The sequence below is a fragment of the Bifidobacterium sp. ESL0825 genome (assembly GCF_052606465.1).
This window is the reverse complement of sequence record NZ_CP199589.1, coordinates 288,270-305,389: the sequence shown is the minus strand read 5'-3', so window position 1 is coordinate 305,389 and position 17,120 is coordinate 288,270. Positions and strand designations below refer to the sequence as shown.

At 64.3% G+C, this 17,120-nt stretch carries 13 protein-coding genes; 2 read left to right on the top strand and 11 right to left on the bottom strand.

Going from position 1 to position 17,120, the window contains the following annotated elements:
- Positions 1 to 8 precede the first annotated feature (8 nt).
- From ACUIAG_RS01160 to hisS, 7 genes are all read right to left on the bottom strand, one after another.
- Positions 9 to 2,612 (bottom strand): DEAD/DEAH box helicase, encoded by a 2,604-nt coding sequence (locus tag ACUIAG_RS01160; protein WP_445339897.1) that lies wholly within the window; start codon positions 2,610 to 2,612, stop codon positions 9 to 11.
- Between the two features lie 74 nt (positions 2,613 to 2,686).
- Positions 2,687 to 3,850 (bottom strand): amino acid ABC transporter permease, encoded by a 1,164-nt coding sequence (locus tag ACUIAG_RS01155; RefSeq protein ID WP_445339896.1) that lies wholly within the window; start codon positions 3,848 to 3,850, stop codon positions 2,687 to 2,689.
- A 6-nt stretch (positions 3,851 to 3,856) separates the two neighbouring features.
- The gene (locus ACUIAG_RS01150) at positions 3,857 to 4,534 is read right to left on the bottom strand and encodes an amino acid ABC transporter permease (protein WP_024627819.1); all 678 of its coding nucleotides are present in this window, start codon (positions 4,532 to 4,534) and stop codon (positions 3,857 to 3,859) included.
- Between the two features lies 1 nt (position 4,535).
- Positions 4,536 to 5,366, bottom strand: coding sequence for a glutamate ABC transporter substrate-binding protein (locus ACUIAG_RS01145; protein WP_180335391.1), 831 nt, complete (start codon positions 5,364 to 5,366; stop codon positions 4,536 to 4,538).
- A gap of 43 nt (positions 5,367 to 5,409) precedes the next feature.
- A complete protein-coding gene (locus ACUIAG_RS01140; RefSeq protein WP_284143466.1) occupies positions 5,410 to 6,225 on the bottom strand; it encodes an amino acid ABC transporter ATP-binding protein in 816 nt (271 codons plus the stop codon).
- 185 nt (positions 6,226 to 6,410) lie between these two features.
- A complete protein-coding gene (aspS, locus tag ACUIAG_RS01135; RefSeq protein ID WP_445340346.1) occupies positions 6,411 to 8,213 on the bottom strand; it encodes an aspartate--tRNA ligase in 1,803 nt (600 codons plus the stop codon).
- 39 nt (positions 8,214 to 8,252) lie between these two features.
- The gene (hisS, locus tag ACUIAG_RS01130) at positions 8,253 to 9,638 is read right to left on the bottom strand and encodes a histidine--tRNA ligase (protein WP_445339895.1); all 1,386 of its coding nucleotides are present in this window, start codon (positions 9,636 to 9,638) and stop codon (positions 8,253 to 8,255) included.
- Positions 9,639 to 9,722: 84 nt separating this feature from the next.
- On the opposite strand from hisS, the gene ACUIAG_RS01125 reads away from it, so the two are divergent.
- Complete coding sequence (locus ACUIAG_RS01125; protein WP_229132929.1) at positions 9,723 to 11,234, top strand: DUF349 domain-containing protein; 1,512 nt, start codon at positions 9,723 to 9,725, stop codon at positions 11,232 to 11,234.
- Between the two features lie 205 nt (positions 11,235 to 11,439).
- On the opposite strand, the gene ACUIAG_RS01120 is transcribed toward ACUIAG_RS01125, so the two are convergent.
- From ACUIAG_RS01120 to ACUIAG_RS01110, 3 genes are all read right to left on the bottom strand, one after another.
- Positions 11,440 to 13,800, bottom strand: a complete 2,361-nt coding sequence (locus tag ACUIAG_RS01120) for a RelA/SpoT family protein (RefSeq protein ID WP_445339894.1) — start codon at positions 13,798 to 13,800, stop codon at positions 11,440 to 11,442.
- A gap of 84 nt (positions 13,801 to 13,884) precedes the next feature.
- A complete protein-coding gene (gene dut, locus ACUIAG_RS01115) occupies positions 13,885 to 14,349 on the bottom strand; it encodes a dUTP diphosphatase (protein ID WP_313842219.1) in 465 nt (154 codons plus the stop codon).
- Positions 14,349 to 14,642, bottom strand: a complete 294-nt coding sequence (locus ACUIAG_RS01110) for a DUF4193 domain-containing protein (protein WP_024627827.1) — start codon at positions 14,640 to 14,642, stop codon at positions 14,349 to 14,351. Before ACUIAG_RS01110 ends, dut begins: the two co-directional genes overlap by 1 nt.
- Before the next feature lie 167 nt (positions 14,643 to 14,809).
- Here ACUIAG_RS01110 and sepH point away from each other — a divergent pair, with 167 nt between their 5' ends.
- Positions 14,810 to 15,844 (top strand): septation protein SepH, encoded by a 1,035-nt coding sequence (sepH, locus tag ACUIAG_RS01105; RefSeq protein ID WP_445339893.1) that lies wholly within the window; start codon positions 14,810 to 14,812, stop codon positions 15,842 to 15,844.
- On the opposite strand, the gene ACUIAG_RS01100 is transcribed toward sepH, so the two are convergent.
- Complete coding sequence (locus ACUIAG_RS01100) at positions 15,845 to 17,068, bottom strand: alkaline phosphatase family protein (RefSeq protein WP_445339892.1); 1,224 nt, start codon at positions 17,066 to 17,068, stop codon at positions 15,845 to 15,847.
- Positions 17,069 to 17,120: the final 52 nt, after the last annotated feature.

Genomic DNA, 17,120 nt, shown 5'->3' with positions numbered 1-17,120 from the left:
CCGCGGGTCTAGAGGTCCATCAGCTCCTCGATGGGACCCACCCGGTACTCCTTGAAGACCACCTGGCCGCTCCCCTGGGTGGCATCCAGATCCACAATGCCGGCGATGCCCCAGTCGCGATCCCCTTCGACGTCGTCGAAGATCTGCTGGACCCGCCAGGTGCGGCCCTTTCGCTCATCACGGTCATCCAGGCTGAAGAAGTCCGAGGACCTGGCCTGGGCATCGGTCAAAATCTGCTCATGGTCCTCATAGAGGTCATCCAGTGCATCGCTCCAGGCCCGCAGGCCGTAGCCCCAGTCTGCATCCAGGTCGGCCAGGGCCTCCGGCCGGTCGGCAGCCACCAGCTCCACCCGCTGGAACATGGCGTTGCGCACCAGCAGGGTCAGCCCACGCCGGTCAGCCACCACCTGGTCCTCCACCTTGGGCGGGGCGGCATCTAGCCCGCTAGGAACTTCGCCGTTTTCGGCCCTGCCCGCGGCCTCCCACTCATCCACCAGGCTGGAGTCCACCGAGCGCACGATCAGTCCCAGCCAGGCCAGGATGTCCTCCAGCCGCTCATCCATGAACTCTTCGGGAACCGTCCTGCTGAGCGCCCGATAGGCATCCGACAGATAGCGCAGCAGGGTCCCCTCCGACCGGGATATTCCGTAGCGGGCGATGTAGCCGTTGAAGTCCGAGGCTGTCTCGATCATGTCCCGCAGCACGGACTTGGGATGGATCTCATAGTCGTTGGCCCAGGGAACGTCCCGACGGTAGCGGTCGAAGGCCTCGCCCAGCAGCTCCTCCAGGGGCTTGGGCCAAGTCACCTCCTGCAGGCGCTCCATCCGTTCCTCGTACTCCAGGCCATCCTCCTTCATCTGCTGGATGGCCGCGTCGCGGGCCTGCCGCTGCTGGGCCTTGAGTATCTGCCGGGGATCCTCCAGGGTGGCCTCGACCATGGAGAGCAGGTTCATGTCGTAATCAGGATCCTCAGGATCCAGCAGCTCCAGGGCGGCCAGCAGGAAGGGCGAAAGGGGCTGGTCCAGGGCGAAGTCCTCGGGCAGGTCCACGGTCGTGAAGTAGTCCAGGCCGCCGTCCGGGTTCTTTTCGGTCTCGATGACCCCGGTGTCGGTCAGAGTCTGGAAGATCTCGTCGGCCCGGTCCTGCAGATGCTCCTTCTGCTGCGGGGTCTGACGGGAGTCCTCGATCAGGTCCTCCACCCGCCTCCTGGCATCGCCGCCCTGGTCGACCTCGTTGAGAACCATGGCGTGGGAGATCTTCAGGTGCGGCGTCAGGGTCTCGGGACGGGCCTCAATCAGCTTGTCGAAGGTTCCCTTGCCCCAGGTGACGAACCCCTCCTGTGGCTTCTTGCGTTTGATCCGCTTGAGCTTCTTGGGGTCGTTGCCAGCCTTGGCCACGGCCCTGGCGTTCTCAATCTCGTATTCGGGGGCCTCGGCCACGACCAGTCCGCTGGTGTCGAAGCCCATGCGTCCGGCTCTGCCAGCGATCTGGTGGAATTCCCGGGCCCGCAGACGGCGCATCTTGTAGCCGTCGAACTTGGTCAGTCCGGTCAGCAGGACGGTATGGATGGGCACGTTGATGCCGACCCCCAGGGTGTCCGTGCCGCAGATGACCGGCAGAAGGCCATCCTGGGCCAGCTGCTCCACCAGGCGCCGGTACCGGGGCAGCATGCCGGCATGGTGGACCCCGACCCCGGTGCGCAGCAGCCGCTGCAGAATCCTGCCGAAGGCCGTGGTGAAGCGGGTGCCGGCCATGGCCTCCTTGATCCGGTCGCGCTGCCCCCGGTCCGAGACCCCCGTGCTGGACAGGGCCTGGGCCGTCTCCAGGGCGGCATCCTGGGAGAAATGAACGATATAGACCGGCGAATCCCCATCGGCCAGCAAGGACTCCACGGTGTTGGGCAATGGGGTGTCCACATAACGGTAGTCCAGAGGCACCGGTCGGGGGGCATCAGCCACGATGTCCACACCCACCCCGGTTTTGCGCTCCAGGTCCACGGCGATCTGATCCACGTCGCCCAGGGTGGCAGACATGAGCAGGAACTGCACATCGGGCAGGGTCAGCAGAGGCACCTGCCAGGCCCAGCCACGGTCCGGGTCCCCGTAATAGTGGAACTCATCCATGGCCACGCAGCCGATATCGGCATGGCGACCCTCCCTGAGCGCCTGGTTGGCCAGGATCTCGGCCGTGCAGCAGATGACCGGGGCATCCGTGTTGATATGGGTGTCGCCGGTGATCATGCCCACCCGGTCGCGACCCAGAACCGAAACCAGGTCGAAGAACTTCTCGGAGACCAGAGCCTTGATGGGAGCCGTGTAGTAGGAGCGCCGCCCGGTGCACAAGGCGATGAAATGCATGGCCAGGGCCACCATGGACTTGCCCGAGCCGGTCGGGGTCGACAGGATCACATGGTCGCCTGAAACCAGGGAGAGCACGGCCTCCTCCTGGTGCGGCCAGGGGGTGATGCCCCGGGAAGCCACCCAGGAGAAGAAGCGGTCGTAGATCTGATCCTCGGTCAGGTTGCGGGGGCCTCCCGCCTCGGGGACCAGGTCGCCCAGGGAGGGAGGCTGGTCGGTTGAGGCGGTTGAGGAATCAGTATGTTCTTGGACCATGTCCACCAGTCTATCCGGCCAGGCACACAAGTCCGGCCGGAGACCGGCTTGGAATCATGGGAGCTGAGGACCGGTCAGCCCTGGTCTTTGCCCTCCTGCTTCTTGCCCTCGTCCTTCTGATCGCCGTCGGAGCGGCCGCCACGTCCAGGCTTGAGGAAGTCCGGAATCTCCAGACTCGCCTTGTGCGGATCGACCAGCGTGTCGGGCTGGGTCCTGTCATAGCCCTGGATGTAGCGGGTCTTCCTCCAGTGCTGGATGGAGGCGTTGGATCCACGGTGATGTGCATGGTACTGCAGCGGCGCGCCGCCGTACCGGTCCTCGTCCACCTCCTTGGCCACGGCTATCTGGTTGACATTGGAGGGATCCATGATGGCCACGGGCGCGGCAGGCTCCACGAAGTCGGCGGGGGCGGCAGTGCGCTCCTGCATCTTCTTGGGCAGCCAGCGGGCGAAGTGGGACAGCAAGAAGCAGACGAAGAAGTAGACCACCGAGGCCACCACCAGGGTCTGCAGGATGTTGAAGTACATGGAACCCAGACGACGGGACTCCTGCAGCAGATCCGTGTACATGATGATGGAGCCCAGGGCCGTGTCCTTGAGGACCACGACCAGCTGGGTCACGGCCGCCGGCAGCATGGCGTAGACGGCCTGGGGAACCTCGATCTGCATCAGCGACTGGGTCCTGGTCAGCCCCAGGGCCAGGGAGGCCTCGCGCTGGCCGTTGGGCAGGTTGCCCACACCCGAACGGATCAGCTCAGCCACCACGGAGCCGTTGTAGAGGATCAGGCCCAGCACGACGGCCCAGTAGGAGGCCTGGCTGATTCCGGCAAAGGCGAACCAGCGCCAGAAGAAGATCATCATCATCAGCACCGGGACGGCCCGGCAGAACTCCACAATAACGCCCGAGACTGCCCTTGCCAGCCCGTTGGGCAGCAGACGGCCGATGCCGAAGACGAACCCAAAGATGACCGAGCCTATCACTGCCACAACCGAGGCCTTGATGGTCAGCCAGAGCCCGGGCAGGTAGAAGTCGGACCAGGCTTCGTAGTCCAGGGCCGGACGCCAGAGCTCCCAGCTCAGCTGGTTCTCGCCGTCCGGAGGGTTGTGCAGCCTCATCAGCACCAGGATGACCACGATGGCGAAGATGACGGCGGCTATCCAGTTGACGATTCGTATGGTGCGCCGGCCCTTGGGACCGGGCTGATCGAAGAGCAGCGAGCTCTCATTGTCCTGTGCCATGGCCGCTCACCTCCTCACTGCCAGCTTGTTGGACAGGTACGTGGTCAAGGCTCCGATGGGCAGAACCAGGATCACGTATCCCAGGGCGAAGATCAGGAAGATGGCCACAATGGCGTTGGCGTGGAACTCGATCATCTCGCTCATCAGGGAGGAGCTCTCGGAAGCCACGGAAGCGGCTGCAGCCACGGTGGAGTTCTTCAGCAGGGCGATGAAGGTGTTGCCCAGGGGCGCCACCGACCCGCGGAAGGCCTGGGGCAGAATGATCTGCGAGGCCGACTGGAAGAAGCTCAGCCCCAGGGCACGGGCCGCCTCGGCCTGGCCCAGGGGCACCGTGTTGATGCCCGAGCGCAGGGACTCGCAGACGAAGGCCGCCGTATACAGGGACAGGCCCGTCACCGCCAGCCAGAAGAAGTTGACGGAGAATTCCGGCGAGAAGCTGATCTTGAGCTGGGCGAAGGCACCCAGGACCATGAAGACCATGATGATGGTCAGTGGCATGTTCTGGAAGAACTCCACATACCCTCGGCCGACGGCCCGCAGGGAGGAGATGGGCGAGATGCGCATGATCACCAGGATGATGCCCAGAATCAGCGAGAAGAGGGCCGACCAGAGGGTCAGCTGGATGTTGACCCAGAAGGCCGCCGGGATGTCGTAGTCGGAAAACAGTTCGATGATGGTTGACATCTCACTCCCCTTCCGTGGGCTTGGGCGGATTGAACCGCGGGTCGGGTTTGTAGTGGGTGCCCCGGGTGTTGTTCTCCAGCGCCCGCTGCCAGGAGCCGTTGGCCTCCATGTCGGCCAGGGCCGCATTGATCTTGTGGGCCAGCTTGGTATTGCCCTTCTTGATGCCCACGCCGTAGTACTCCTGGGTGAAGGGCTTGCCCACCAGCCGCAGTCTTCCCCGGGATGCGGAGGCCAGGCCGGCCAGGATGATGTCGTCGGTGGTGACCGCATCGACGATGCCGGAGAAGAGGGCGGTGGCGCATTCGGCGTAGCCGGGCTGCTCCATCAGCTGGACCTCCTTGGCAAACTTTTTCTTGACGGTGACGGCCGAGGTGGATCCGGTCACTGAGCACAGACGCTTGCCGTTGAGGTCCTCGGGGCCGCGGATATGGTGGTCCTCCTTGCGCACCAGCAGGTCCTGGCCGGCCACGATGTAGGGTCCGGCGAAGGAGACGGCCCGCTTGCGCTCATCCGTTATGGAGTATGAGGCCAGGATCATGTCCACGTCGCCGTTCTGGAGCATGGCCTCCCGCTGCTTGGAGGGGGCCTCCTTCCAGACGATATCGTCGGCGCTGTAGCCCAGCTTGTCGGCGATGTAGGTGGCCACGTCCACGTCGAAGCCCACATAGGTCCCGGCCTTCTTGAAGCCCAGACCGGGCTGGTCGAACTTGATGCCCACCCGGATCTTGCCTGCCTCCTTGTCGGAGCCGCAGGCCGCCAGGGAGACCAGGCAACCCAGAGCGCACAGGATCGCGGTCAGATTCCTGGCCAGCCGTTTCAGCGGCCGGCCCATGCCATGCATGCTTGCATTCATGCGGATATGCTTCCCTCCTGCTTCAGTGGGTCAGAATCTTGGACAGGAAGTCGGCGGCCCGCTGGGTCTTGGGGTGGTCGAAGAAGTCGTCGGGGTCATCCTTTTCCAGGATCCGCCCATCGGCCATGAAGACGATATGGTCGGCCGCCTGACGGGCAAAGCCCATCTCATGGGTCACGCAGATCATGGTCATGCCCTCCTGGGCCAGCTGGATCATGACATCCAGCACTTCGTTGACCATCTCCGGGTCCAGGGCTGATGTGGGCTCGTCGAAGAGCATGATCTTGGGCTGCATGGCCAGGGCGCGGGCGATGGCCACACGCTGCTGCTGCCCGCCGGAGAGCTGGGAGGGCATCTTGGAGGCTTGGGATTCCACGCCCACCCGGGCCAAGAGGTCCATGGCCAGGTCCTCGGCATCCTTCTTGGGCATGTGGCGCACCTTGATGGGCGCCAGGGTCATGTTCTCCAGGATGGTCTTGTTGGCGAACAGGTTGAAGGACTGGAAGACCATGCCCACCTCGGCCCTGAGCCGAGCCAGGTCGCGTCCCTCCTGGGGCAGGGGCTCCCCCTCGATCCTGATGACGCCGGAGTCTATGGACTCCAGGCGGTTGATGGTCCGGCACATGGTGGACTTGCCGGAGCCTGAGGGCCCGACCACCACCAGCACCTCGCCGGTGTCGACCTGCAGGTTGATGTCCTTGAGGACGTGCAGGCTGCCAAAATGCTTCTCGACGTGGGCCAGCTCGACCAGCGGCCCGGACTTGTCCTTGACGGGGCGATCCGAGGCCGGTTTCTCCGGCAGAATCCGCTCCGACGGATGTTTGGTTGTTTCGCTCATACTGGGCAGTTTACTCATCCTTTGTTGCAGAACGGCCATAGAAACGGTTCTCCCGTCAAGCCGAAGCAAGGGCAAAGCCCGGCCCGATCGGTCCGCAGCGCATAACAAGGCATACACAATAAGGGCCGGAACCCCGCAGGATTCCAGCCCTTTGAAGACTCTCGCCGATCAGCGGCGGGATGCGCTCAGTCGGCATCCTCCTCATCCGGCTCCCAGTCCACGCCGGTCTCGGCGCGTTGCTGGTCGGAGATGGGGGCCGGAGCCCCGGTCATGGGATCCTGGCCGCCGCCGGACTTGGGGAAGGCGATGACGTCGCGGATGGAATCCGCCCCCGTCAGGATCTGTGCGGTCCTGTCCCAGCCGAAGGCGATGCCCGCGTGGGGCGGAGCGCCGAACTTGAAGGCATCCAGCAGGAAGCCGAACTTCTCCTGGGCCTCCTCGGGGCCGATGCCCAGCACCTTGAAGATCCGGTCCTGGATGTCGTCACGGTGGATACGCACCGAGCCGCCGCCCATCTCCTCGCCGTTGCAGACGATGTCGTAGGAGTCGCTCATGGCGTGCTCGGGATCCTCGTCGAAACGGTCGATCCAGTCGGCCGAGGGCATGGTGAAGGGGTGGTGCATGGAGGTCCACTTGGAATGGCCCACGGCCACATCGTCGTCATCCGGGTCGTCGGTGGGCTTGAAGAGCGGGAAGTCCACCACCCAGGTCAGGGCGAACTCGTCGGGCTTGAGCAGCCCCTGGCGGCGGGCGATCTCCACACGGGCCGCACCCAGCAGGGTCTGCGAGGCCTCGCGGGGTCCGGCTGCAAAGAAGACGGCATCCCCGTCCGAGGCGCCCACAGCCTCCTTGAGGCCCTGGCGCTCGGCATCAGACAGGTTCTTGGCCACGGGACCCTTGAGGGTGCCGTCGCCGGTGAACTGGACATAGGCCAGACCCTTGGCACCCCGCTGGCGGGCCCACTCCTGCCAGGCATCGAACTGCCTGCGGGGCAGGTTGGCCGCGCCCTGGTAGACCACGGCACCCACATAGGGGGCCTGGAAGACCCGGAAGGGCGTGTCCTTGAAGTACTCGGTCAGCTCGACGATGGGGTTGCCGAAGCGCAGGTCAGGCTTGTCGGAGCCGTACTTGTCCATGGCTTCCTGCCAGCTGATCCTGGGAATGGGCAGGGTGACCTCGAATCCTGCAGCCTTCCAGACCTCGGCGATGACCTGCTCAGCCATGGCCATGACGTCCTCCTGGGAGGCGAAGCTCATCTCGATGTCCAGCTGGGTGAACTCGGGCTGCCTGTCGGCACGGAAGTCCTCGTCGCGGTAGCAGCGGGCGATCTGGTAGTAACGCTCGAAGCCGCCCACCATCAGCAGCTGCTTGAGCAACTGGGGGGACTGCGGCAGGGCGTACCAGGATCCGGGCACCAGACGGGCCGGCACCAGGAAGTCGCGGGCGCCCTCGGGGGTGGACTTGATCAGGGTCGGCGTCTCGATCTCGCAGAAGTCCATCTTGTCCAGGGCGGCACGGGCGGCACGGTTCATGGCGGCCCTCAGGCGGATGTTGCGCTGCATGGAGGGGCGGCGCAGGTCAAGATAACGGTAGCGCAGCCGCACATCCTCGCCGGGCAGCTTGTTCTCGGCCTCGTTCTCCAGGGCTGTGGACACCTGGAAGGGCAGGGCGGCCGACTTGGCCAGAACCTCGATCTTGTCGGCCACGATCTCGATGTGCCCGGTGGACAGATGCTCGTTGTCGTTGCCCTCGGGGCGTTCGCGCACCTTGCCGGTGACCTGGATCACGTACTCGCTGCGCAGGGGCCGGGCCTCTTCCTCGTCGTAGATGACGATCTGCACCAGACCGGAACGGTCACGCAGGTCGATGAAGGCCACGCCTCCGTGATCCCGGCGGCGATCCACCCACCCGGCCACCGTCACCTGGCGACCGACCATATCCTGCGTGACATCCGTGGCGTAGCTCGTTCTGTAAGCCGACTGGCCCATGCTTTCCTGTACCTCCATAATGCTCGGCCTGCCCCTGCGTCAGGCCTGGTATTCCACACTCTGCCGGGCATACAGGCTATCCGGCGTCCACGACACCAGGTCAGCCGGAATCTGTTCGCCGGTGATGATGTTCTTGACCTGGTCGCCCTCCTGCTGGCCCTCCTTGGCGGGGAACCAGACATAGGGGATGCCCAGGCGGTCGGCATAGCGGATCTGCTTGCCGATCTTGGCTGCGGTGGGAGCCACGTCAGCGGCGATCCCCCTGGTCCTCAGGTCCTGGGCGATGTGGTTGCTGGCGGTGCGATCCTCCTCATCCCAGACGGCGACCATGACCGCAGCCGGGGAGACCCGGGAGGCCTGGACCCCCTGGGCCAGCAGGTAGGAGAGCAGGCGTGAAAGCCCGATGGACAGCCCCACACCCGGGTAGGTGCGGTTGCCCTGGCTGGCCAGGTTGTCATAGCGGCCGCCTGAGCAGATGGACCCTAGGGACTGCGCCCCCTCCAGGAAGGTCTCGTAGACCGAGCCGGTGTAGTAGTCCAACCCGCGGGCGATCTTCAGGTCGGCGATGACCGAGCCGGGCCGGATGCGGGCGGCCTCGTCGATGATCATGGCCAGCGTCTCCAGCCCCTCGATGGCCAGGGCATATGAAGAAGACTCCTTATCGATGCCAACCTTGTCGACCAGGGCGTCGAAGCGCTGGCGCAGCTGCTGGCCATCGTCGGCGGTCAGCTCAGCCAGATCCAGGCAGGCCCTGGCCTGGTCCTCATTGGCGCCGCACTCGCTGACCAGCAGGCTGGCCACCTCATCGGGACCGATCTTGTCCAGCTTGTCGATCTCGCGCAGAACGCCCTCGACATCCTCCAGGCCCAGACCCCGGTAGAACCCCTCGGAAAGCTTGCGGTTGTTGGCGTGCACGGTGGGCTTGGGCAAGCCGAAGGCCCGCAGCTCCTCCAGGGCGCTCAGCATGACCAGGGGGACCTCGACCTCGTAGTGGTCGGGCAGTTCCCCGTTGCCGATCACATCTATATCAGCCTGGACGAACTCCCTAAAGCGTCCCTCCTGGGGGCGCTCCCCACGCCAGACCTTCTGGATCTGCCAGCGCTTGAAGGGGAAGGTCAGATCGTTGCTGTGCTCCACCACGTAGCGGCTCAGCGGCACGGTCAGGTCAAAATGCAGGCCCAGCCGGCGCTCCACCGGCACATCCTTTTCCTGCCCCAGGTCCTGAAGACGGGAAAGCAGGTAGATCTCCTTGCTGGTCTCCCCCTTCTTGAGCAGGCTGGATCCCTCTTCCACGGCCCTGGTCTCAATGCCGATGTAGCCGTTCAATTCGAAGACCTTGCGGAGCGTGTCGGTGATGCGCTGCTCCACCACTCGTTGTGAAGGAAGCCATTCAGGGAAACCGGATAGAGATGTGCCTTTTGCCATAAGAACCTATACTATAGGAGGTCAAGGAAAATGGTATTGCCATATTTTGCGATCTCTCCAACACACAAGCCTAAGGAGCTGGCCATGGCCGACAACACCGCCATTACACCCGAGAACACCTCGACACCGCAGAAGGACCACACCGTGGATGCGGCGGGCCAGGTCGCCGCTGCGCCGGCACCCGAAGCCGGCCAGGGACAGGCAGCCGCCGAGCAAACTGCTCCCGCAGAGGATGCTCCGACCCAGAGCGCACCGGCACCGGCTGTGCCCAAGCCCAAGGCAGTCCCCTCCCCTGCGGCTTTGGCCCACAAGGCCCCTCGCGTCAAGGCCGCTCCAGCCGCTCCCTCATACAGCCAGGAAGAGATCGACAAGGCCGAAGCCTTCGGCCGGGTGGACGAGCAGGGCAACGTATTCGTCCGCGAGGGCGATCAGGAGCGCCAGGTAGGCCAGTTCCCCAACGCAGACACAAAGGAGGCCCTGAACCTCTATGCCCGCCGATACCTGGACCTCAAGGAGAAGCTGAACCTCTTTGCCTCCAGGTTGCGCAGCCCCAAGATCAAGGCCCACGAGATCGACGAGTCTCTCACCTCGCTCAAAGAGGAGACCAAGCAGCCCGAGGCCGTCGGCGACCTCGCCGCCCTCCGCACACAGCTGGATCAGCTGGCTGAACAGGGGCAGGCGCGCAAGGCCGAGCTGGCGCAGGCCCGCAAGGATGCCATGGCCAAGGCCATCAAGGAGCGTACTGCCATCGTGGAGAAGGCCGAAGATCTGGCCGCATCCCTGGGCGACTCCACCAACTGGCGGTCCACAGCGGACAAGTTCCGTTCCCTCTTCGAGCAGTGGCAGCATCACCAGCGCACGACCATCCGCATCGACAAGGCCGACGCGGACGCGCTCTGGAAGCGCTTCTCATCCGCCCGCACCACCTTCAACCAGGCCCGCCGCAAGTGGGCCCAGCAGCGTGATGCTCAGCGGTCCGAGACCAAGCGGATCAAGGAGGAGATCATCGCCGAGGCCGACCAGATCAAGGACTCCACCGACTGGGGACCCACCTCCCACCAGTTCAATGAGCTCATGGACCGTTGGAAGCAGGCCGGACGGGCAGGACGCCAGGATGACGACGCCCTCTGGGCTCGGTTCCGCCAGGCCGCGGATGTCTTCTTCAACGCCCGCCAGGCAGACCGGGACAAGACCTCGGTCAACGAGCGCGAAAATCTGACCAAGAAAGAAGCCTTGGTGGCCAAGGCCGAAGCTCTGCTGCCCGTCAAGGATGCCAAGGCCGCCAAGCAGGCGCGGCAGGAGCTGGCCAAGATTCAGGAGGAATGGGACGGCATCGGCTTTGTCCCCCGCGACGACGTGCGCCGGATCGAGGGCAGGATGGATGCTGTGGACCGGCAGATCAAGGCCGTGGAGGATGCAGCCTGGAACCAGTCCGACCCCGAGGCCGATGCCCGAGTCTCCAGCTTCGAGCAGCAGCTGGCCGCCCAGCTTGAGGATCTGGATCGTCGGATCGCCGCCGAGCAGGATCCGGCCAAGAAGCAGGAGCTTGAGGCCGAGAAGGCCACCAAGGAGCAGTGGATGAACGCTGTGCGCTGATCGCACCCGTTTCCGTCAGGGCCCCCGGCCTGGTCATTGACCACCGGGGGTCCTTCTGTAACCACCGTTCACAGCCGTCTTTCAGACTGTGGCCCAGTGAATTTTCAAGGCTGGAAGCAAATGATCACTTCGACTGCACAACAGGAAGAATGCCGTCGAAAAAGTGCAGAGGATAAGCGGATATATTGGCGGCTGAGAGGGAAGGTCAGATGGCCCGCATATGGGGACTGGCCGAGCCCTTGGCTCCGGTCAGCCGATAAGCATCGAAGACCCCGTCGATCTTCCTGACGGCCGCCAGGAGCGTGTTCAGATGCTGGGGATCGCCCATCTCGAAGACGAACTGGCTGACCGCCACCCGGTCACGGCCAGTGGACTGGCTGCCCGACAGGATGTTGACGCCATGGTCGGACAGCACCTGGGTGATATCCGAGAGCAGGTGGGGCCGGTCCAGGGCCTCCACCTGGATCTGGACCATGAAGGTGCCCTGTTTGCCCGTCCAAGAGACCTCGATGATCCGTTCGGGCTGCTTCTTGCGCAGGTCCAGAAGGTTCTGGCAGTCGGACCGATGGACCGAGACGCCCTGGTTGCGGGTGATGAACCCGGTGATGGGATCTCCCGGCACTGGGGTGCAGCAACGGGCCAGCTTGACCCAGACATCGTCCACGCCCTTGACCGAGATCCCCTGGGAGGTCTCCGGCCGGCTGGACTTGGCGACCCGCTGCAGAGGAATGGCCTCCTGCTCCACCTCGTCCTCAAGGGCCGACCGTCCAGCGTCATGAACCAGCCGGGAGATCACGTTCTGGGTGGAGACCTGTCCGTCGCCAATGGCAGCGTAGACCGCCTTCTCATTGGGATAGTTGAGCTCGTCGGCGGCCCCCACCATGGCTTCGGGGGTCAACAGGGTGGCCACGGGCAGGTTCCGCTTGCGCATGGCGCGGATCAGCTCGTCCTTGCCCTCCTCGATGGTCTCCGAACGACGCTCCTTGCTGAACCACTGACGGATCTTGCTGCGGGCGCGGGGGCTCTTGGCGAAGCTGAGCCAGTCGCGCGAGGGTCCGTCGGTGTCCGACTTGCTGGTCAGGATCTCGACCGTGTCCCCGTTGCGAAGCTTGGTATCCAGCGGGACCAGACGGCCATTCACCCTGGCGCCCATGGTTCTGTGTCCCACCTCGGTGTGGACGGCATAGGCGAAGTCCACGGGCGTGGACTCGGCCGGCAGGGAGATGATCTTGCCCTTGGGGGTGAACACATAGACCTCGGCCGAGCCCAGATCGTCTTTCAGGGAGCCCAAAAATTCGTTGGAGTCCGGAGTCTCGCTGGTCCAGTCGGCCAGCTGCTGGATCCAGGTCAGGTTGTCCTCCTGGGTCAGCTCCCCCTCCTGGCGTTCGCGCTTGACATCGGACTTGTCCGGCTGGGAGAGCTCACGGCCTGCGGAACCGTTCTCCTTGTACTTCCAGTGGGCGGCGATGCCGAACTCGGCCCTGCGGTGCATCTGCCAGGTTCGGATCTGGATCTCGACCGGCTTGCCGCCCGGGCCCACCACCGTGGTGTGCAGGGACTGGTAGCGGTTGGTCTTGGGCATGGCGATGTAGTCCTTGAACCGCCCAGGCACCGGGCTCCAGCGTGCATGGACGGCGCCCAGGGCCGCATAGCAGTCGCGGATGGTGTCCACGATGATGCGCACCCCTACCAGGTCGTAGATGTTGGCGAAATCGTGCCCTCGCACGATCATCTTCTGGTAGATGCTGAAGTAGTCCTTGGGCCGGCCGGTCACCTGAGCCTTGATGCCCTGGGCATCCAGATCCTCGTGGATCTCGTCCAGGATCTGCTTCAGGTAGACCTCCCGCTGGCCCGCCCTGCGGGAGACCAGCACTACGATTTCGTTGTAGATCTTGGGATAGAGGGTCTTGAAGCTGAGCTCCTCCAGCTCGGTCTTGATGGCGTTCATGCCCAGCCGGTTGGCAAGAGGGGCGTAGACATCAAGGGTCTCGCGGGCCTTGCGCTGGGCTGACGAAGCCTTGACGTAGCGCCAGGTGCGGGCGTTGTGGACCCGGTCGGCCAGCTTGACCACCAGGACGCGCACATCCCGGCTCATGGCCACGATCATCTTGCGGATGGTCTCGGCCTGGGCCGAATCGCCGTAGTCCATCTTGGATATCTTGGTGACCCCATCCACCAGGCCGGCCACGGTGTCGCCGAACTCATTGCGGCACTGCTCCAGGGTGTAGTCGGTGTCCTCCACGGTGTCGTGCAGCAGGCCGGCCGAAACCACCGTGGGACCCATGCCCAGGTCGGCCAGGATCTGGGCCACAGCCAGCGGATGAATGATGTAGGGCTCGCCGGACTTGCGCCTTTGGTTGGCATGCTGGACTACAGCCCGGTCATAGGCGCGCTGGAGCATGGACAGGTCCTCGCCGGGATGGTGGGCGGCGCAGATCTCCCGGATGGGCATCAGGGGGTTGAGCGCATCGTCGCTGATCTCGCAGCCCAAGGCTCTGGAGGACAGGCCGGACGGGGCCTGCTCGCCGACATCATTGCTGCAGACGCTGCCCTCCGGAGTGACCATTCAAGCCTCCAATATCCTGAATATAATGCACCAATCCTACACTTGCGCCTGACCCATTCAGGCCGTCCGTGTCCGAAGGATGCCTCATCGGCCCGTCGAGCCGAATCCGGCATCCGAACGCACCGAGCCAGGCAGACGTTCTGCGGGCACGAAACGGGCCTGCACGTAGCGCTGAATGACCAGCTGGGCAATGCGCTCCCCAGGCTCGAAGTGAACCGACTCATGCGGATCCAAGTTGATCAGCGGCACCTTGATCTCGCCCCGGTACCCGGCATCGATGGTTCCTGGCGCGTTGAGCACGGTCACCCCCATCTTGACTGCCAACCCCGAGCGTGGGTGAACCAGGCCGACGTACCCGTTGGGCAGGGCCAGAGCGACACCGGTGGGAACCAGCGCCCGCTGGAAGGGGGCCAGGTCCACGGCCACCCTGGCTCGCAGATCGGCTCCTGCATCGCCAGGCATGGCGTATTCCGGCACCTCGGCCCCATCCAAGGATTCGAACAGGACCTCGACCGTTTCTGGCTCGTTGTAGGACTCGTCGTAGGCCATCAGGCGGCGCACTCCTTGCAGACGGGCTTGCCGTCGGGGGTTGTGTAGGCCAGCTGGCTCCGGTGTTTGACCAGGAAGCAGTTGGAGCAGATGAATTCATCGCCCTGCATGGGAATGACAGTCACCGAAGAGTCCTCATTGCTCAGGTCGGCGCCCGGCAGCTCATAGTCCTCGGCGATGGCGTTCTCGTCGTCGTCCAGATCGGCCCCGGCATCCTGGCCGCTTTTGCCCAGCTCCTGCAGGGATTCCTCGTCTTCGTCCTTGTCTCGCGGGGTATCGTAATCCTGTGCCATCGTGTACCCTTTCCTTGTTCGGCCGGCCACCTCGTATACCGGTCATTTCACACGATATGTACTGCGCATAGGATACACGATTTCAAAAGCACGTAAAATACGAACCATAGGGCACAATGGAAATACCTGAGGCCGTGTAAAGGAACCGTAAGAGGATAGGGGCGTGCATGTCTGAGAATGGGACCAGGGTGGCCAGCTTTGACCATGTCGACGACAGGGGCGATCTGGTCTTCGTCTGTGACCACCGGCACTTCGCCGTAAGGGTCGACGATGCGCTTGATCGCGCCATTCTTGAGGCCAAGCAGGTCAAGGAGGAAGAGGACGTGGACCCCCAGACCGGCAAGTCCAAGCCCCTGCCCGTCTCAGCCATTCAGGCGGCTGTGCGCGCCGGTGCCCGCCCCGAGCAGGTGGCTCAGCAATACGCTGTCAACGAAGCGCTGGTACGGCGTTTCGCGGCTCCCGTGGAAACCGAGAAGAAGTACGCCATCGAACAGTTCCTGACCATGCCGGCGCCCAAGGGGTCGGGAGGGCGAAACTATCAGGAACTGATCGGCAAGGTGCTGGCCCGTGCGGGGGTCAGCCTGACACAGGTTTCCTGGCAGGCCACCAGACGAGGGTACGAACCCTGGAACATCAACGGCGTGTTTACGCTGGACAAGCGGATTTTCAACGCCCGCTGGGCATGGAACATGCATGACAACACGGTGACCTGCCTGAACGGGGCCGCAAGGATGCTGCTGGACAATTCCACAGACGACCATGGGCAGGAGCGACCCGCTAGGGACCAGGGCCCTGCTGAGGAGATTGACGATCAGACCGACAGACGGCCTCCAAGCCAGAAGGATGCCTTCAGCCAAATCGAAGAAGAGGGCGGTGAGCGTCAGGCGGCGCTCACGGCCTGGCTCTATGGCAAGCCCAAGGAAGGCCAGGACCAGACAGCCGAGCGGGAGCCCAGCCACCCCAGTGCAGAACTGACCGAGGATCCCGATACGGCCGAGCATCCTCCCATCAGAGACAACGAATCCACCATGGTCCTGCCCGTGCAGAACCATGGGCAGCCCCAGCAAGAGGATCAAGGCGATGATGCCGGACAGGACGAGCAGGAGGATCAGCCCAAGGAGGGCCGCCGCAGCAAGCGGGCCAAAAAGCACTCCGGGCGTTCGGCCGTGCCCAGCTGGGATGAGATCCTCTTCGGCAAGTAGTCAGACCAGGTCGATCAGGCAGGGGATCTGCGTCTCCAGACGGGTCCATGAGCCGTGGACGCCAGGCAGCCTGGTCGCTGCATCGGTCTGATCAGCCGAATTCACTAAGGTGATCCGATCGCCGGCCAGCACCAGAAGGTCGCCGATCATGGGTCTAATCCGGGAATCCACAGGACCGAAGATTCCCCGTTCGATGGCCTGGCCCCGGGTCAGCACCCAGGCTCGCTCCCCCAGACGCCCCCGCCAACGGGCGGCCACGACCTGGGGATCCGCCCCCTGGTCCAGATAGAGCATGACCGCCCTGGGCTCGCCGCCCACCAGTCGCACATCCCGGCTCAGCTCCGGATCCTGGGCGATGTCAATGCGCTGGTTCGGATCGGACTCAACCATGCCATGATCGGCTACGATCACCGTCAGTGTCCCGGCGGGCAGGCGGCGATGAAGCTCGGCCAGCTGTGCATCGGTCGCTTCAAGAGCGGCCACCCACTCCTCGCCCTCCCAGCCGCTGTGATGGCCCACCTTGTCCACATCGCGGATGTAGAGGTAGGTCAGCCCCGGCTGGCTGGCAGCTTGGCAGGCGGCCAGAAGACGCTGACGGGAGTGGTTGTGGGCCAGGTACTCCCCGCCGCGCAGAGCCGCACGGGTCAGGGCTGAGTCGCGAAAACGCGGCAGGCCCGAGGAGGTGACACGCACCCCTTGCGCCTGGAGGGTCTCGAAGACCGTGGGACGGCGTTGCAGGCGCTCGGGATCCTGAGCCCCCCTGAACTGGATCATCTGGCCCAGCTGGCCGGTGTCCGGATTCAGCTGGGTGTAGCCGGTCATGCCGGTCAGCCCGGGGCTGGTTCCGGTGCCGAAGACGCCCATGGCCGCCACGGTCGTCGAGGGCAGGCTGGTGTAGAGGGGACGCTGGTTGATGGGTTCGGACAGCAGCGAGCGCAGGTAGGGCACATGGCCCTGGCGGCTGACCAGATTCCAGAATCCCAGCCCATCCACCAGGACGACGACCACCGACCGGGCCTCCGGCAGTCCCAGGGCCTCCTGGAGGGCCTTGGCAGACGGGTGGACGTCGGTGGCCACGGGCGTTCCCAGGCAGGCGCTCAGGGCGGGCAGGACGGCGGACAGATGCCTGGCCCCGCCAACACGGTTGTCCTCCGCCCGGTCCCCGTATTGGATAGGCGGACTCGGCTGCAGCAGTTCCTTCATGTCAGGTGTATCCAGACCCATACAACCCATTCAAGCACGGTCAGGCCCCAGGCCGACACCGCATCCCTGCTGT

What these genes read in the sequence shown, in the direction of transcription:
- ACUIAG_RS01160 (WP_445339897.1), bottom strand. Translation starts at nt 2,612, where the DNA reads ATGGTCCAAGAACATACTGATTCCTCAACCGCCTCAACCGACCAGCCT.
- ACUIAG_RS01155 (WP_445339896.1), bottom strand. Translation starts at nt 3,850, where the DNA reads ATGGCACAGGACAATGAGAGCTCGCTGCTCTTCGATCAGCCCGGTCCC.
- ACUIAG_RS01150 (WP_024627819.1), bottom strand. Translation starts at nt 4,534, where the DNA reads ATGTCAACCATCATCGAACTGTTTTCCGACTACGACATCCCGGCGGCC.
- ACUIAG_RS01145 (WP_180335391.1), bottom strand. Translation starts at nt 5,366, where the DNA reads ATGGGCCGGCCGCTGAAACGGCTGGCCAGGAATCTGACCGCGATCCTG.
- ACUIAG_RS01140 (WP_284143466.1), bottom strand. Translation starts at nt 6,225, where the DNA reads ATGAGCGAAACAACCAAACATCCGTCGGAGCGGATTCTGCCGGAGAAA.
- aspS (WP_445340346.1), bottom strand. Translation starts at nt 8,213, where the DNA reads ATGGGCCAGTCGGCTTACAGAACGAGCTACGCCACGGATGTCACGCAG.
- hisS (WP_445339895.1), bottom strand. Translation starts at nt 9,638, where the DNA reads ATGGCAAAAGGCACATCTCTATCCGGTTTCCCTGAATGGCTTCCTTCA.
- ACUIAG_RS01125 (WP_229132929.1), top strand. Translation starts at nt 9,723, where the DNA reads ATGGCCGACAACACCGCCATTACACCCGAGAACACCTCGACACCGCAG.
- ACUIAG_RS01120 (WP_445339894.1), bottom strand. Translation starts at nt 13,800, where the DNA reads ATGGTCACTCCGGAGGGCAGCGTCTGCAGCAATGATGTCGGCGAGCAG.
- dut (WP_313842219.1), bottom strand. Translation starts at nt 14,349, where the DNA reads ATGGCCTACGACGAGTCCTACAACGAGCCAGAAACGGTCGAGGTCCTG.
- ACUIAG_RS01110 (WP_024627827.1), bottom strand. Translation starts at nt 14,642, where the DNA reads ATGGCACAGGATTACGATACCCCGCGAGACAAGGACGAAGACGAGGAA.
- sepH (WP_445339893.1), top strand. Translation starts at nt 14,810, where the DNA reads ATGTCTGAGAATGGGACCAGGGTGGCCAGCTTTGACCATGTCGACGAC.
- ACUIAG_RS01100 (WP_445339892.1), bottom strand. Translation starts at nt 17,068, where the DNA reads ATGGGTCTGGATACACCTGACATGAAGGAACTGCTGCAGCCGAGTCCG.